At 73.9% G+C, this 17,624-nt stretch carries 7 protein-coding genes; 3 read left to right on the plus strand and 4 right to left on the minus strand.

The genetic code is table 11. The features are described from left to right. Positions 1-199: 199 nt before the first annotated feature. Complete coding sequence (locus AQJ11_RS47620; protein WP_079082663.1) at positions 200-3,193, minus strand: S8 family peptidase; 2,994 nt, start codon at positions 3,191-3,193, stop codon at positions 200-202. Between the two features lie 242 nt (positions 3,194-3,435). Between AQJ11_RS47620 and AQJ11_RS41325 the strand changes: the two genes are divergently transcribed. Beyond that, on the plus strand, positions 3,436-4,419 hold the full coding sequence (locus AQJ11_RS41325; protein WP_014668961.1) for a helix-turn-helix domain-containing protein: 984 nt from the start codon (positions 3,436-3,438) through the stop codon (positions 4,417-4,419). Between the two features lie 197 nt (positions 4,420-4,616). Further along, positions 4,617-7,406, plus strand: a complete 2,790-nt coding sequence (locus tag AQJ11_RS41330; RefSeq protein WP_059266864.1) for an AAA family ATPase — start codon at positions 4,617-4,619, stop codon at positions 7,404-7,406. A 77-nt stretch (positions 7,407-7,483) separates the two neighbouring features. On the opposite strand, the gene AQJ11_RS41335 is transcribed toward AQJ11_RS41330, so the two are convergent. From AQJ11_RS41335 to AQJ11_RS41345, 3 genes are read right to left on the minus strand one after another with little or no spacing between them, the layout of a single operon-like run. After that, positions 7,484-10,834 (minus strand): right-handed parallel beta-helix repeat-containing protein, encoded by a 3,351-nt coding sequence (locus tag AQJ11_RS41335; RefSeq protein WP_059266865.1) that lies wholly within the window; start codon positions 10,832-10,834, stop codon positions 7,484-7,486. A gap of 36 nt (positions 10,835-10,870) precedes the next feature. Then, positions 10,871-12,535 (minus strand): hypothetical protein, encoded by a 1,665-nt coding sequence (locus tag AQJ11_RS51905; RefSeq protein ID WP_244218627.1) that lies wholly within the window; start codon positions 12,533-12,535, stop codon positions 10,871-10,873. Beyond that, positions 12,532-15,516, minus strand: a complete 2,985-nt coding sequence (locus tag AQJ11_RS41345) for a hypothetical protein (RefSeq protein WP_059266866.1) — start codon at positions 15,514-15,516, stop codon at positions 12,532-12,534. Before AQJ11_RS41345 ends, AQJ11_RS51905 begins: the two co-directional genes overlap by 4 nt. A gap of 403 nt (positions 15,517-15,919) precedes the next feature. Between AQJ11_RS41345 and AQJ11_RS41350 the strand changes: the two genes are divergently transcribed. Beyond that, on the plus strand, positions 15,920-17,224 hold the full coding sequence (locus tag AQJ11_RS41350; RefSeq protein ID WP_079082664.1) for a S8 family serine peptidase: 1,305 nt from the start codon (positions 15,920-15,922) through the stop codon (positions 17,222-17,224). Positions 17,225-17,624: the final 400 nt, after the last annotated feature.

Genomic DNA, 17,624 nt, shown 5'->3' on the forward strand with positions numbered 1-17,624 from the left:
CAGACCGTCACACGGGCCTACGGGCTGCGCTGAGCCGGTCATCGGGTGCCCGCCACCGGGATCGCCGGTGGCGGGCACCCGCACGTGTGACTGGTCCGGGGCAACGGCGCCCGGCTCCCGCTGTGGTCCTGCTCCGGCGGCCCCGACCAGAAGTGGTGCACGTCCTGAGCACCACCGGGCGGCCCGCCGGAGGAGGGGGTCAGCCGTGGATGCTGACCAGGGTGCCGGTACCGTCCTGGTAGCCGACGTAGGCGGTGGCCGGAGCGGAGGTGTCCACACCGGACCACGTGCCGGTGACGGGGAACGGGACGCCCGGCTTCGTCGCAGGACGCTCGGGGGACACGCTGAAGGTGCCGGTCGTCGGCGCGTCCGTGCCCACCACGTTCGCCTGAAGGGTGAACGTGATGTCGGACGAGAACGGTGCCCCCTCGTACCAGGCCGACATGACGGTCACCGCGTACTTGCCCGGCTTCAGCGTCCCCAGGCTGACGTGCGCCTGGTGTTCGTACTCGCTCAACTGGCCGCCCGTGGCGGGCGAACCGTCCTCCCGCAAGGGCGTGACCATCAGGTACAGCTTGTCGCCGGGGTCGTCCCCGACGGCGAAGAACTCACCGGCCTTGCTTCCCTGCGGCACCGTGAGGACGAAGTCCTGCGCGTTGCCCGTCTCGTCGGACATCTCACCGCGTACGGGGGCGCCCGCCACGGGGGCGTAGGCGGTGAGCTTGAGCTTCTCGGTTCCCGGGGTCACGGAGTACGAGACGCTTCCCGCGCTCCCGCTGCCTTCCAGCCGGCCGGGGGCCAGCAGGCTCTGCGGTGTCACCACGATCGGGCTGCGTACCGACACGTGCCCGCTGCCCGCCCAGGTCAGGGAGCCCGTGACGGGAACGTCGGAGACCGCTGTGGTGCGCGTCAGCTTGATGCTGACCTTCGCGGTCTGCCCGGTGCGGGTGAAGCGCAGGGTCGAGGGCTTCACCTCGGCCCGGAAACCGGGCAGCTCGACCGACGCCCGGTACACACCCGGCCTGACCGCGGTCAGCGTGCGGGTGAGGGTACGCGAACCGAGCAGTCGGTCCACGGAGAGGGAGGGGTAGTTCAGGTCGCTGGGTTCGATGGGGGCCACGCCGGTACCGGTGTCGATCCCGAGGCCCTCCTCGTAGGCGAGCCAGTCCCGGTTCGACGAGTCGTAGACCAGGCCGGGGTCGAGCATCGCGGCGGGGTCGACCTCACCGGAACCCTGCGCGTACACGTCGGTGCTGGTGCCGCCCGACGCGGTCCTGGTGTCGACGGCGGTCGTCATCAGGGCCGACTTGACCGCCATCGGGGACCACGTGGGATGCACGCCGAAGTAGAGGGCCGCGAGGCCGGACACCTGCGGCGCGGCCATCGACGTTCCCGACATGAAGTCGAAGTCGTGCCCCTGGTTTCCGGGCGGCGCGACGGCGGCGAGCACGGCCACGCCCGGTGCGGAGAGGTCCGGTTTGATCAGCGCGCCCTTGTTGTCTTCCGAGGGTCCCCTGCTGGAGAACGGAGCGATCTGCGGGTACGGCGTCCCGGTGGAACCTCCCGGCTCCAGTGAGGCGGTGGCGCCCGGCGCCGCCGCGTAGACGCGGACCGTCGTGGCCGCCGTTCCGTTCAGGTGCACGGTCGGCACCAGGTGGATGTCGCCGTCCGTGTCCTGGTCGCTGGTGTTCACCAGGACCATGCCGACGCCCCCGGCTCGCGCGACCTCGGCGGACTTGCTCACCCGGGTGTTGACCCCCCGGTCGCACACCACGATCTTCCCGGCCGTCTTCGCCGGGTCGAGCGTCCCGTCCTGGCACAGCTTCGCCGCCGTCTCCGTCGCCGAGGAGGCTCGCACGTCGGTGGACAACGCCAGCGGTTCCGGCCCGAGTTCCTTGTCCACGGTGACGCTGGCCCCGACGAAGGTCCGGCCGTCGCCCAGCTTCACCGTGGCCTCCGGGGTCGCCATGGTGCTGGCCGCGACGGTGGTGGTCCACGGGGCGGTGTTGTCGATCCACGACCTCGACGGGCCGTTGTTGCCCGCGGACGCCGACACGAACACGCCGGCCTGTGCCGCTGCCCGGAAGGCCTGCTGGACGGGATTGTCGAGCGGGGTTTCCAGGAGCGCCCCCGCGGAGTAGTTGATGACGTCGACGCCGTCCGCCACCGCCTGGTTGATCGCCGCGACGATGTCGGAGTCGGCGCCGCCCTTGTCCTTCCACAGCGCCTTGTACACGGCGACCGCGGCGCCCGGTGCCACTCCGGAGATCCTCCCGAAGTCCTTCCCCTCCACGGTCACCCGGACGTCCGCGTTGCCCGCGGCGGTGGACGCGGTGTGGGTGCCGTGGCCCTCGCCGTCGCGCGGTGACACGTAGTCGTCCCGCTGCTCCGGGGGCGTCTCGGCGAGATAGGCGTCGCCGAAGTACCGGGCGCCGACGAGCTTGGTGTTGCAGGCGGCGGCGGTGAACTGCTCACCGGTCTGGCAGGCGCCGGTGAAGGTGCTTCCGTCGGCCTTCCTCATCGTGATCACGTCGCCCTTGCGGTAAGGGCGGTAGGGGTCCTTGGCCGTGGGGGGCGCGGTGCCCAGCGCGGGGGCGGCGAACGACGCGCTCTCGGGCCAGACGCCGGTGTCGATGACACCGACCACCACGCCCTTGCCCGAGTTCACGGTGCCGCCGAGCCGCGACCACACGCCGTGCGGTCCCGACAGGCCCATGAGGTCGGTGGACCGGGAGTCGTCCGCCGGCTTGTTCCATCCGTCCGGGCTGACCTTGAGGACGCCCGGCTGCCGGCTCAGGAGCGCCGCCTGAACGGCCGTCAGTTTCGCGGTGAAGCCGTTGGTCACCACCGTGTAGCGCCCCCGGACCCTGGCGCCGACCGAGGCGGCGGCCCTGCTCTGCCGGTCCTGGAGGTAGTCCTGGTAGCGGTGTGCGGCGGTGCTGGAGGTGTCGACTCTGGCGCCCGGCTTCGGCGCGGTGCCCGCGAGGCCGGCCACGCCACCCTGGTAGAGGGCGACGGGCGCGTCGGAGAGGGTCACGATGTAACGGCCGACCGGGAGGTGCCCGGAGCGGGGGACGGGGGTCAGCGGGTCGCCGGCGGCCTGCGCCGGTACGCCGGTACAGACGGCGGCCAAGGAGACGGCCAGAGCCGCCGCGCCGCAGGCGAAGGTCGTTCTTCGGGACGTGGAACTCACACGTTCCTCCACGGGGAGTGGGCCGAGCCGGATGTGTCTCCAGCACCTTCGGGCCGGTGCTGCGCGTGCGGGGGCGGGGAGTTGACGACGGCGGGTGCCGGACACTGAAGCAACCTCGCCGCCCCAGCGAGAAAGTGAACGCTGTTCCTTGGAGAGGTGTCCAGATACTCTGTTGGCACATTTGGACGGATGGCCAACCGCGCCAGGAATGTCACACACCGATCCGACGGAGGTATGCATACGTGCTGTCGGTCCTGGGCATAGCCGAGCCCGACGAAGAGGTGTACCGGTGCTTCGTGGACCACGGTCAGGCGACCGTCGAGGAGGTCTGCGCGTCCCTGGGTGTTCCGGAGCAGCACGTTGTGCGGTGTGTCGCCCGCCTGCGGGACCTCGGGCTCCTGTACGTCACCGGTCTCAGCCGCTACCAGGCGACGGACCCGCAGACCGCGATGCTTCCCCTGCTGGCCAGACGGCAGTGGGAGACGGAGATGGCGCTGGCCTCGGCACGCGCGGAGATCGACCGGATCGCCGAGCGCTACCGTGAGGGGCGGCTGCGGTCCGATCCGCGCAACCTGGTGGAGGTCCTCTCGGACCGCGGGCTGATCCTGGAACGGGTCGCGGAGCTGAGCAACTCCGCGACCTCCCACATGTGGGCCCTGGACCGGCCGCCCTACGTGGGCCGCCCGGACGGCCGGCTCCACAGCAACGAGGACGAGTTCGGCCTCACCAAGGGGTGGCTCGAACGGGGCATCGACGTGCGGTCGATCTACTGTCCGCAGTCCATGGAACGGCCCGGACGGTTCGCGATGCTGCTCAGGCTCGCCGAACTGGGCGAGCGTGCACGGATGCTGCCGTCCCTGCCGTTCAAGCTCCACATCGTCGACCGGCGGGTCGCGCTGGTCCCCCTGTCGGGGCCGGTCTACGACGACCTCGTCGTCATCCACCCCTCCGCCATGCTCGACGCCCTGATGGAGTTGTACGAGGCCTACTGGAACCGCGCGGAGCCGATCACCGGGCCGGCGCCCGCCGGGGACGACGGCCTCGACGAAGACGACGTCCTGCTGCTCCGCATGCTCAAGGCCGGCCTGAAGGACCAGGCCATCGCCCGCCAGCTGGGGTGCAGTACCCGTACCGCCACCCGGCGCGTCGCAGCAGTCCTGGCCAGGCTGGGCGCCGACACCCGTTTCCAGGCGGGGGCCACGGCCGCGGCACGCGGACTGATCTGACCGCCGCGCGCCCGGCCCCGTCCCGGCGAAGGGCGGGATCACGGACGAACGCGCAGGTCACTGCCTGGTACCGGGTGGTGACGCCGGGCGAGGCAGGTAGCCGGAGCACGACCAGGCGCTCCTACAATGGCCGGGCACGGTGGGAGATACGCATGGCACGGTCGCGCGAGGCCGGGGCCGGAGGAAGGCGGTGGCCGGTGGCGCACGCCGACGTGCCGAGGACCGGCCACACCGAGCTCCTGGTGGGACGCGAGCGCGATCTGGACCACCTCTCCGAGATGCTGGAGCGGCACGCGAGCGGTGTCCTGCTGCTGTCCGGGGAGCCCGGGGTCGGCAAGTCCGCCCTGCTGGACGCCGTGGCCCGGACCGCCGCCCAGCGGGGGACCCGCGTCCTGCGGGCGGCCGGCGCCGAGTTCGAGGCCGACGTCGGCTATGCGGCGCTCAACCAGATCCTGCTGCCGTTGCACGGCCTCCTCGAACGGCTCGACTCCCCCACCCGCGAGGCCATGCGGATCGCCCTGGGATTCGGCGCCGGTCCGCTCCCCGAGCGCATGGTCGTCTGCAACGCCGCGCTGGCCCTGCTGCGGTCGGCGGCCCAGGACACCCCCGTCCTGCTGATCGTGGACGACCTGCCCTGGGTGGACCGGGCGAGCGCCGCGGTCTTCGGCTTCCTCGCCCGGCGGCTGTCCGGCACCCCGATCCGTTTCCTCGCGGCCTCCCGGACGGGCGTGCCCAGCTTCTTCGACGGCGGCGGACTGCCCGCCCACCGGTTGCCCGCCCTGGACGCGGACGCCGCCGCCCACCTGGTCGACCTGCGCTTCCCGGACCTGGCGCACCCGGTGCGCCGACGCCTGCTGGACACCGCCCAGGGCAACCCGCTGGCCCTGCTCGAACTCCCCGACGCGCTGGGCGCGGACCAGCGCCGGGCCCGGGAGGTGCTGCCGGCCGTGCTGCCGCTGGGCGAGCGCCTCCAGTCCGTGTTCGTCTCCCGGGTGCGCTCCCTGCCCGCCACGACCCGCACCCTGCTGCTGCTCGCCGCCCTGGACGGCACCGGCGACCTCGGTGTGCTGTCCGCCGCCGCGCGGGAGAGCGGCGCCGACGCGGACCTGCGCGACCTGGACCCGGCCGAGCGGGACGGGCTGGTACGCGTGGCCGAGTCACCGCGCCGCCTGGTGTTCCGGCATCCCCTGATCATGTCGGCCGTGGTGGCGGCGGCCACCAGCAGCGCCCGCCGCGCGGCGCACCGGGCCCTGGCGCGGGTACCGGCCGGCAGGCCGGAGCGACGGGCCTGGCACCTCGGAGAGGCGACCCTCCAGCCCGACGAGGAGGTGGCCCTGCTGCTGGAGCGCACCGCCCGGCGCATCCTGGACCGCGGGGACGCGGTCGCGGCGATCGCCGCCCTCACCCGGTCCGCCGAGCTCAGCCCGCTGGACGCCGACCGCGCGCGCCGCCTGTCGGAGGCCGCCTACGTGGGCGCCGAGGCGATCGGCGCGCTGAGCAGCGCCTCGGCCCTGCTGGAGGACGCCTCCCGGGCGGATCCCGGACACGGCGCGTCCCTGCGCTCCGCGACCGCCGCCGTCCAGCTCGTGCTGAACAGCGACGGCGACCTGGCGACGGCCCACCGGCTGCTGGTCGGCGCCATCGAGGAGGGCGGCCACGGCTACGACGCCGAGGACCCGGCGCTCATCGACGCGCTGCACTTCCTGCTGCTGCTGTGCAACTACGGCGCGCGTGCGGACCTGTGGAAGCCGTACTACGCGGCCGTCTCCCGGTTGCGCCCCACTCCCCCGCGGCTGCTGTCCGTGGCCGCGCGGACATGGGGCGACCCGGCCCACGCGGACGCGGAGACGCTGCGGGAGCTGGACGAGATCATCGAGGGCACGACGCGGGAGACCGACCCCGCGCGGGTCGTCCGGGTGGGAACCGCCGCGGTGTACCCGGACCGGCTGGCGGCGGTGCGGGACGCGGCCTGGCGGCTGGTCGGGCAGGGGCGCGAGGGAGGCCCGGTACGGCGGCACATCGGCGCCCTGCTGCACCTGTGCCTGGACGACTACCACCGCGGCGAGTGGGCCGAGGTCCTTCAGCTGTCGGAGGAGGGCCTGGCCCTGTGCGCCAGCTCGGGGTACGCCGTCTGCACCTGGTTCTTCCAGTACACCAAGGGGCTCGTCACGGCGTCGCAAGGCGACACCGGGACCGCGCACGCGCTCGCCGAGGCGATGACGAACTGGGCGGCGCCGCGCGGCATCCGGGAGGCCGTCCACTGCGCGCTGCACGTGCACGCGCTCGCGGACATCGCCGACGGTGACTTCGACGGGGCGTTCGCGCGCGTCAACGCCATCAGCCCGGCCGGGAGCTTCCCGCCGTACGTCGCCCACGCGGCATGGGTGTTCTTCGAACTGGTGGAAGCAGCCGTGCGCACCGGCCGGCGGGCGCAGGCGGTCGCGCATGTGCGGGCTCTGCGCGACACGAACGTCGCCGGGCTCTCGCCACGGCTCGCCATGCTGGCCACCGGCGCCGAGGCCCTCGTCGCGGAGGACGACGCGGAGGCGGCCCGGCTGTTCGCCGCGGCGCTGGCCGTCCCGGACGCGGAGCGGTGGCCCTTCGCCCTGGCCAGGGTGCGTCTCGCCCAGGGCGAGCGGCTGCGCAGGTCCCGGGCGCTGTCCGGCTCCAAGGCTCCGCTGACGGCCGCGCTGGAGACCTTCCGGCAGCTGCGCTCCACGGCCTGGACGGAGCGGGCGCGCAAGGAACTGCGGGCGGCCGGACGGGTGGTGGGCGGCCCCGACGGCAGGGACGTCACGGCGCTCACCCCGCAGGAACGCGAGATCGCGGAACTGGCCGCGACCGGGCTGACGAACAAGCAGATCGCCGAGCGGCTGTTCCTCTCGCACCGCACCGTCGGCGCACACCTGTACCAGATCTATCCGAAGCTCGGCATCGCCTCCCGGGTGGCGCTGCGGGACGCCCTGCGCCCCCCGGACACGGACTGACGGGCCTCGGGCCGGGCGGACCGGGCGCCGGCTGCGCCCCGCCCGGCCGGCGCCGCCCGCCACCGTGTCACCGCACCTCATCCTTCCCCGCCCGGCAGCGCCGCCAGCGCCGCCTCGGGCAGGTCCTGCGGGAGGAGGGTGGTGAGCGCCTCCAGGTCGGGTGCGGGCAGGGACGCCAGCCGGCCCGCCTGCCGGGTCATCATGGTCTCCAGCAGCTGGCGGGCGAGGCGCGCGTTGCCGAAGCTCCTGGTGCGCGGCAGGCCGTCGAGGTGGAGGCGCAGGGCCTCCCTGGTCTGCGGCGCGCACACGTATCCCGCCGTCGACGCCTGCTCCTCCATGATCGACAGCAGCTCGTCGGTGGAGTAGTCCTCGAAGGTGACGTGCCGGGAGAAGCGGGAGGCCAGGCCCGGGTTGGACTCCAGGAACCGGTCCATCTCCGCCGGGTAGCCGGCGACGATCACCACGACCTCGTCGCGCCGGTCCTCCATCAGCTTCAGCAAGGTGTCCACGGCCTCCCGGCCGAAGTCCTGCGGCGAGTTCTCGGGCGTCAGCGTGTACGCCTCGTCGATGAAGAGCACACCGCCGACGGCCTCCTCGAACTTCTCGGTGGTGAGCTGCGCGGTGTGACCGATGTAGCGTCCGACCAGGTCGGCCCGGGCGACCTCGACGAGCTGGCCCTGGGAGAGCACGCCGAAGGACTTGAGCAGGTCGGCGTAGAGCCGGGCCACGGTGGTCTTGCCGGTGCCGGGCGGGCCGGAGAACACCGCGTGGTGGCTGACCGAGGGGGTCGGCAGTCCCAGCGCGGCACGCTGCTGGTAGTTGGTGAGCAGGTTCACGATGCCGCCGACCTCGCGCTTGACCGCCCCCAGACCGGTCATGGCGCGCAGCCGGGCCAGCACGTCGGACTCGCCGGGCTCCTTCTTCTTGACCTCCGTGCGCAGTTCCTCGGCGAGGTCGGCGCCGACGTCCTCGGGCAGCATCAGCATCAGGTCCGCCTCGCTGGCCTCGGGCAGGGTGGCCAGCCGCAGCGACTGCCGGTCGACCATCTCCTCGAAGACCTGGCGGGCGGCCCGGCCGTTGCCGAAGGTCGCGTCCCGTCGCATCCGGGAGAACCGCAGCCCCAGCGCCTGCCTGGTCAGCGGGTCCAGTACGTAGCGGTGGCCCGCGCACATGGACTCGGTGATGGTGACGAGTTCGTCCACCGAGTAGTTCTCGAACTCGATGGTCCGGGTGAAACGCGAGGCCAGGCCCGGGTTGGCGGCGAGGAAGTCCTCCATCTCCTTCGGATAGCCCGCGACGATCACGACGGTGTCGTCACGGTGGTCCTCGATCAGCTTCACCAGGGTGTCGATGGCCTCCTGGCCGAAGTCGACGCTGGAGCCCTTGCTGTCGGACAGCAGGGTGTAGGCCTCGTCGATGAACAGGACACCGCCCTGCGCCTGTTCGAACACCTCGGTGGTCTTGATCGCGGTGCCGCCGATCACCTGGGCGACCAGGTCGGCGCGGGCCACCTCGACGATATGCCCGGACGACAGCATCCCGAGGCTCGCCAGGATGCCGCCGTAGAGCCGGGCCACCGTGGTCTTGCCGGTGCCGGGCGGGCCCGCGAAGACCAGGTGGCGGCTCATCGGCGGGGCGGGGATGCCCAGTTGGGCCCGTCGCTGGGCGAGCTTGCCCAGGCTGACGAGCATGTTGACCTGCTCCTTGACATGGGTGAGACCGACGAGGTCGTTCAACTCGGCGACCAGGGCGTTCTCCGGCGCCCCGCCCTCCGTGCCGCCGGCGGCACCGGTTCCGGTGTGCTCGGGCACGACCGGATCGGCGGCCGGGTCGGTGCCCTCGTCCGGCGACTTGTTGTCGACGCTGGTGAGACCGGAGAGCGTGAACTCGCCCCGGGACGGCGCGCGTTTGATGCCGGCGCCGCGGTTGGAGCGTACGGTGCAGTCGGTGACCTCGACGGAGCGGTCGGTGTCGATCCGGATGCCGTCCCCGGCGTTCCCGCTGAACTCACAGGACTTCAGCGCGACCCGGCCGCCCGTGCCGACGAGGGCACCGTGGCCGCCGCTGCCCAGCACCCGGGTGCGGACGAGCGACAGGTCGCCGTCCTCCTCCACCGCGGCTCCCGAGGCGGAGCAGCCGGAGATCTCGCAGTCCCGCAGCGTGACCCGCCCGTTGGCACCGACACAGACCCCGGACCGGCCCGCCCCGCGCAGGGCGGAGGTTCCCATGTGCGGGTTGCCGCCGCCCTCGACGCGCAGGGCGTGCCCGGCGCAATCGCCCACCTCGCAGTCCTCGAACCGGCCGCGGCTGTTCCCGGCGACCAGGATGCCCGCGCCGCGCGCCTCCGTGATCCGGGCCCGGCGCAGCAGCGGGTTGGCCCCGGTCGACAGCGACACCCCGTTGCCGCCGGCCCGTACGACGTCGAGCTGGTCGAACTCCGCGGCGGACTCGCCCTCCAGCAGCACGCCCACCGTCTTGCTGTTCGTCACCCGGGTCCCGGTCAGGGACGGGGTGCTGGACTCGTCGACGTACACGGCGGCCTCTTCGGCGGTGTCGAACGCGCAGTTCACGAAGTAGCCGCGGGAGCGGCCGGTGACGTACAGGCCACTGCCCCGGGTGCGGGCGGTCTCGCAGTACGACAGCTGCGGGTCGGAGCGCTCCGCGACCACGAAGCCGTGACTGCTGGAGTCGTACACCTGCACATGGGACAGCTCGGTGCGCACGGAGCTCGCGAGATGCACGCCCACCGAGCAGTCGCGCAGCGTCGTGCGCACCACCCGCAGCGACGTACCGCCCTCCAGAGCGAGTCCGGGCTTCTCCACGGCGGTGATCTCGCAGTCCTCCACGACGCCCCGGGACTGGCCGTTGGCCAGCACGCCGTTGCCGCGCGCGTCCCGGATACGGCAGTTGCGCACATCGGCGCGGCCCTGCTCGCTGATCACCACGCCGGAGGTGCCCAGGTTCTCGATCAGGCAGTCCGCGATGACGCTGCCGGTCGTGCCGGCCTCCACCACGCCCGCTCCGACGGGGTTGGTGATCCGGCAGGACCGTATGGCGAGGGAGCCGCTGCCGCGGCTGAGCAGGGCCGTCCAGCCCGCTCCGAGGACCTCGCAGCCGTCCAGGGCGACCTGGCCGCGGACCGCGTCGATCACCGGCAGCTCGCCCGCGCCTCCCCGCAGGAGCAGGTCGGTCAGCATCACGGCGTCGGCGGCGAGCGTGACGGCGGCGCCCTTGTCCGGGGCGATCTCGACGCTGCCGCGCGGGCCGTCGGCGACGATGGTGACCCGGTTGTTCACCACCAGGGTCTCCCGGTAGCTGCCCGGCCGGACGCTGATGACGGCTCCCGGCCGGGCGCTGGCGAGTGCCGCGCCGATGGTGGTGTGGTCGCACCCGTTCTCCTGGCCGACGGTGATCAGATGGCGGGCCACGCCTGCTCCTTCGTGTTCGCGGTGTTCGCGGTGGGCTCAGTGCTGGGTGCCGGCGGCCCAGAGGGTCTGATCGCCGGAGCTCAGGATCGTGACGTTGCCGTCGTTCTGGATGACCAGCTTGGCGCCGGTATGGCCGCCCGTCCGGGAGGACCACAGGGTGTGCTGGTAGGCGGACCGGACGACGAGTTCGCCGTCCGCCTTGAAGGTGGCGTAGTTGTTCTGCCCGGTGGTGCCCGACGACCAGCGGACGGTGCCGTTCTCGTCGGAGATGACGAGGTCACCGCCGGCCCGCATGGTGATGCGCATCCGGTCGGAGTGCACCGACTCGCCGGGGCGCAGGGTCAGCGTGGAGGTGAAGACCTTGGTGCTCCACTGCGGTGCGGGGGCCGCCTCCGCCGGAGCGGGTGTCGGATCGGCGGCCTGGTCGGAGGGGGTGTCGGCCGAGGCGCCGGCCGCCTGGGAGGACGTCGCCTGCTGACGGTCGGACGCCGGGGTGTTGTCCGCGGCCTCGGTGTTCGCGGCCTTGGTGTCCGTCGTGTCGGTGGGCGTGGTGTCGGTGGGCTTCGTGTCCGTGGGCTTGGTGTCGGTGGGCTTTGTGCCCGAGGACTTGGTGTCCGTGGCGCCGGTGCCCGTGGGCTTCGTATCAGCGGCCTTGGTGTCCGCAGCCTTCGTATCAGCGGCCTTGGTGTCCGCAGCCTTCGTGTCCGCGGGCTTCGTGTCCGCGGGCTTCGTCGTGGTGGCAGCACTGGTGGACGTCGGCGAGGCGGTTCGGGCCGCCGCCGTCGTGGTCGCGGCCTTGGCGGGAGCATCGGCGGCAGCCGTCCGCGCCGCTTTGGACTCCGTCGCCGCGGGCTTGGACGCGCCGCTGCCGTGGGCGGCGGCGCTCTTCGGGGACGCGGCGACCACCGCCGGACCCGGTGCGTCGGCATCGTGCGCCGGCCGCGCGGCGGCCACCGTGGTGCCGGTGGAGGGCGCGGGCGTATGGGCGCCGGGAGTGTCCGCCGCCAGCACGTCGGGCACCACCGGGGACTGCGCCGTCGGCGAGCCACCCGTCGCGGAGGTGTCCGTCGAGCCGTGCCAGGCACCGGCATCGGGGTCCAGCAGGTTGTCGGCGGACGTCGTACCCCCGCCGGTACCCGGGTCCTGCAACGGCACTTGGCTGGGATAGGCGTCGGGGTGCCGGTCGGGGGCGCCCCCGGACCCCACCGCCACCGGGTCCGCCTGCCCGAGGCCCTCGTACGTCGTCGTGTGGCCCTTGCCGTTGGACGTCATGAACGGGGTGGCCGCGACGACCGCCCCGGCCAGGGCGGCGGCGACGAGGAACGGCCGCTCGGCCACCTTCGACGTCAGCCGGCCGCCGCCCGCACGGCGCGGCGGCGAGCCTGCCGGGGCGGTCGCCGCGCCGTCGGCGTCGGTGGCCGCGGCCTCCTGGCCGGCCTCCTCCGTGCCGCGCGGGCGCCATGCGGCCGGGTCCGTCTCGGGCTCGTCCTGCGCCGTGCGGGACGCGGCCAGCGCCGAGGCCAGGGACCGCAGCGTGCTCTCGTCCTGTCCGGCGCCCAGCGGGTCCGCCGGTGCGAGGGGGCTCATGCTCGCTCCGTCGGGCATGGGCAGCGCCGCGGCGCGACGGATCCGCCGGTCGGCGGACGCGCTGCCGCTCGTGGCGATCGGTTCGGCGGCGGACCTCGGCGTTCTGGGGGTCATGACGCTCCTCGGGGCGGGACGCTGGAGGTAGGGGCTGGTCGGGACTGACTGCTGTCGGCGAGACCGGTCGCCTGGTCACCCGTGTCGGGGACGGGCGACGTCCCGGGGGGCGGGGCGGGTGGACCGGTGTACCGCTCGGGCGCCGCTGAGGGGAGGTCGAGTACGGTCCGCAGGCGGTTGAGGAGGGCCGCGTCCAGGTGCGGCAGCGACGCGTGCGCCTGTCGCGGCACCTCTTGCAGGAGCCCGACGGTGGCCTGGCCACGGCGGGCGACCCCCAGGACGCGGAAGCGCGACTCCCGGGCGAAGAGGACGTCCTGACCGTCGTCGCCGGCGCGGGTGCCGCTACGGCGCCCGGTGACCGACCAGATGAGGAGGTGATCGGTGGACGGCCCCGGATAGGTACGCCCGACCGAGACCGCGCGGACCGGCAGGTCCCCCTCCCACTCGTCGCCGGCGGCCTCCGGAGTGAGGCGCGCGACGAATTCCTCGGCGGTGCTCACCGCGGCGCCCCGGTACGAGGGCAGTCGGCGCATGCCGGACCGCAGACAGCGCAGCAGGGTCCGGCTCTGGTCGTCGTCCTGCGCGAGCGCGGCGCGCAGCTGCGCGTCGTCCACCGCCGTCATGTAGACGTGCACCGCGACCAGTTCCGCGATGAGGGCGTCCGACTGCTCGCGCGAGGAAGCGGGGAACAGGCGCTCGACGATCTGTGAGGCGGCCGTGCGGTGCTGCTTCCAGAAGGGGCCGAGATAGGCGCGGAGCTTCTTGTGGTCGCTGTCCGAGGCGCCGCGCTCCGGTGACGTGTCCGGCGCGCCGGCGCGGCCGGTCGCACGACGCGACGGCTCGGAGGGGGAACCGACGCCAGCGGACGGGGGCTGCGGCGCCGGCGGCGCGGCCGGGTCCTCCCGCCCCTGAGGCGGTACGGCGGTCTCCAGCGCCGACGTGCCCAGGGCGGGCGGCGCGTTCACCGCGGGCGGCGCGGAGGGGGTGCCCGGGGCGGGTGCGGAAGGGATGCCTGGGGCGGACGCGGAAGGTGTGTCGACGGCGGGTGCGGAAGGGGTGGGCGCGGAAGGGATGTCCACGGCAGGCGCGGAGGGTGCGCCCGTCTGCGCCGGGGGCGTGTTCGGCGGCTTCCCGGGCGTGCCGGTGGCGGACGCGGGGACCTCCCCCACCACCGTCGTCGTACGCGGAGCGGGCGGCGCCGGGGAGGAGCCGGACGGCGGACGGCCGGTGGCCGACGGCTGCGTCTGCTCCTGCGGACGCACCCGTGCCCGCGCCGGGGACGGCCCGGAGGCGCGCACCGCGCTAGTGGACCCGGTCTGCGTGGGAAGCTCTCGTGGAGCCACCGGCGTCTCGGTCCGGTTCCCGCGTTCGGGGAACGCGGACCCGTCGACCCGCAAGACCTCGCCGGCTTCCTCGGTCTCCTCAGACTCCTGAGTCTCTTCGGTCCCTCGCGCCGCCTCTAGGGCCTCTTCGGTCTCTTCAATCCCCGAAGTCCCCCGAGCCTCTTCGGTCTCTTCGGTCTCTTCGGTCTCTTCAGTCCCGCCGGTCTCTGAGGACGGCAACGGCTCGGCGGTGGACGGCGCGGACGCCGCCGCCCCTTCGGCGGCCTCCTCCCGTGCCAGCGGCATCAGGGAGAAGTTGTGCCGGACCGTCAGCCGCCGCAGGTGCTCCATGCCCTTGCTGCCGAGGACACCGTGGACGTGGACGACGGCCCGTTCCCGCACCTCGGGGTCGAGCTCCCCGAACAGGCGGTCGAGGCTCGGCCACAGCGCGTCGTCGACGGCCCGGCGCGGGGCACCGAGCTCGATGGCCACGGTGTCGGCGTCCGCCGTACGGGTCACCGCGGTGAGCGGGGGCTCGCTGCTGCGCGGGCCGGCCCACAGACCGGCGGGGGTGAGCGCGACCTTCCAGGTCGGGTCGAAGGGCAGGGCGTCGGGCCGGGCACCCTTGAGCAGCGGGGCCGGGCTGTGCCAGGAACTGACCCGGGCGCGCCCCCCGCGGCCGTCCGCCGCCGGCGCGCAGGTGAGCGTCTGCGCGAACGGCCGCCAGGCAGGCGTGCCGTCGGCGTCGACCATGTACAGCTCCGTCGATGCCCCGCCCGCCTCGTCCGTCTCCGGGTCGTCGCCGTCGACCACCACGGGTATCCCGTTGGCCACGTGCACGTCGGTGCCGAGCAGGTCCGCCACCTCCTGCCCGGTCTCCAGCAGGGAGCGCCCGTCCAGGGACAGCAGCCGGATGTCCTTGCGCACCCGTCCCGGCAGCGCGGCGATCACGGTCGCCAGTCCCGCCGCGGGCACGTCCACCGTGTCGACGAGCAGGTGCGGTCGGTCGGGGTCCGGAGGCACGGCGTACGGCAGGGTGTGCACGGCGGCGGGGGCCACGCCCGCGTGCCGGATCAGCAGGCCGGCCGGTACCGGCTCGACGACGTGGTCGGCGACCAGGCTCCCGTCCATCCGGCGCAGCCCGGACTCCCAGTCGGGGATGGGCAGCCGGCTGCCGACGGGCCGCGGTACCTCGCGGAAGGAGAAGTGCCACCAGCCGCCGGGGGCGTCGGGGAGGTCGGGTGAGAAGAGCGTGCCGTCCGGGACGACGACCGCGGGCCCGGCGGTCGCCAGTACGTCGAGTTCCCACCGCTCACAGATGAGCCTGGCCGTGGAGGGGCGGCCTTCCGCCTCGTCGGCTCCCGCCGACATCACCAGCCGCAGCAGACGTACGCCGTCGTCCTTGAACCGCTGGAGCACCGGGGCGAGCAGGTCGCACAGTCCCTCGACACCGTCCTCGCCGAGGGAGGCGCCGACGAGCACCGCGGCCTCCTCGGGGCGGGCGGGCCCGAGCCAGTCGGCGATGTCCGCCAGCCGCCGTGGCGGTGTGCCGCCCGTGTGCACCAGGTGCACCCGTTCGCCCGCGCGCGACACTGTCAGGCGGGGGGCCGGGTGCCGGTCGGCCTGCCCGCCCCGCCGACCGGTGCCGCGCCGGATCATCACACACTCCTCACGAGGACAGCGGTCACGCGGTCCTCAGTCCGCGGTCACATCCGGCGGGGGTGGCATCGCAGCCGCCCGGCGCGGGAAGTGACCCGTCGATGACGGCCGGCCGGTGCCGAGCCGAAACCTGACGAAAAAACGGTGTTCTACGGTTCGCCCCCTGCGGGGCCACATACGGCTGGCCGGCGTCGGCCCACTGCCACACGTGTTTCTCATGCGCAGCTTACCCGCTGTCGGCAACCACCGAGCCAGGGCACCGTTTCTGGGACACGATCGTCACATGTGTTCCGAGCCTCCACCGCGAGCTGACTAGCATGTCCCCATGTCCACACCCAGCGGGACACCTCAGCCGCGGCCGGTGGCATGCCGACCGGTCGCCAGGGCCAGGGAATTCGATGACATGACCGACGACAGCCTCTTCCCGCGCCGTCTCACACGCGGAACCCGGAAAGGAGACGTCCGGGCGTTCCGACCGGGACGCGGTCCCGGTGCGCCGCGTCTGTCGGTGCTGGCCCCGCTGCTCGGCGCGGCACTCGCCGTGGTCCCGGCGGTGAGCGCCGAGGCCGCCGGGGACGCCACGCCGACGCCGGTCGCCTCGGCGTCGGCCGGGCCCGAACTGCGGTTGATACCCCCCTCGCTCGACCCCGCGTCCGGCGCCTGCACCAAGGCCTCGCCGACCCAGGTGGCCGCCACACCCTGGGCGCAGCTGAGCCTGAACCTGGCGCAGGCGGGCCGTTACACCCAGGGCGGCGGCGTCCTGGTCGCCGTGGTGGACACGGGTGTGGCTCCGCAGGCCGCCGGGCTCGCCGGGCGTGTGCGGGCGGACGGTGCCGCCGCGCAGGACTGCGTGGGACACGGCACGTTCCTGGCCGGGGTGATCGCCGGCTCGCCGGTGCCCGGAAGCGGTTTCGTAGGCGTCGCGCCCAGGGCCCGTATCGTCGCGGAACGGGGCACGGACCAGTGGGGCCGGCCTAGCGCCGACATGGTCGCCGACGGCATCGAGGCGGGCATCGCGGCCGGCGCGAAGGTGGTGGACGTCTCGGCGGCCCTGCCCGTGAACACCGCCCGGCTGCGGGCCGCGATCAAGCACGCCGCCGCCGCGGACGTCCTCGTGGTGGCCCCGGCCGCACCCGACACCGCGCCGCAGACCGGTTCCGGGCAGTCCTCGGCTCCCCCGCCCGCCTCCTACTGGCCGGCCGCATCGGACGGTGTGCTCTCGGTCGTGGACGTGGACATCAACGGTCAACGCCCCGACGGAATCCCGCAGCCGGAACACGCGGACCTGGCCGCGCCCGGCGACGGCATCACCGGGATCGGCCCGAAGGGCACCGGGAACTACGTGGCGAGCGGCGCGTCCGTGGCCACCGCCTTCGTGGCCGGGACCGCCGCCCTGGTGCGGGCCCATCTGCCGCATCTCACCGCGGCCCAGACCGCCGCCCGGCTCAAGGCGACCGCCGCGCACGCCGAGGTGCCGCTGCTCGACCCCTCCGGGGCGCTGAGCACGGTACTGCCCACGGGGGCGGCACCGTCCAGCGAGCCGGAGGCCGCGCTGCACCTGCCCGAGGCGGCACCGACGAGCGGTGTCGTCCCCCGGGCCTGGGCGCTGGCGGGAGCGTGCCTGCTGCTGGGCGTCCTGGCGGCCGGGGCCATGGCGGTGGCCCGGGTCCGCCTGTCCCGGCGGACGGCCGGGCAGCGACGGGCCTGAGCCACCGGGGCTCGCGACGCGGGGGCCGGGCCGGACACTTCCTGCCGGACCCGGCCCCCACGCATCGCCCCTGCGCGTCCCCCCACCACCGGCGACCACCGGCGCCGAACCGCCACCACCGGCGACCACAGGCGCCGAAACCGCCACCGAAGACCGTCCGATACCCGGCCCTTCACTCCGCCCGGCCCCGTCATCCACCCTGCGGCGGCCTCCGCTCCACGCCATGCCCACCCGGCACACGACCGCACCCCGGCCATCGCGGTCCCCTCCCCCGGCGGCCGGGCCGGTCGGACCAACGACGCCCGGGAAACCCACGACGACGGAACCCGCCCGCACCCCGCCGGTCACGCGAGCGCCCCCACACCCCGCCGACCACACGGCACACCCCCGCATCCGGCCC

It is taken from the genome of Streptomyces corchorusii, from assembly GCF_001514055.1.
In the GTDB taxonomy this organism is placed as follows: domain Bacteria; phylum Actinomycetota; class Actinomycetes; order Streptomycetales; family Streptomycetaceae; genus Streptomyces; species Streptomyces olivaceoviridis.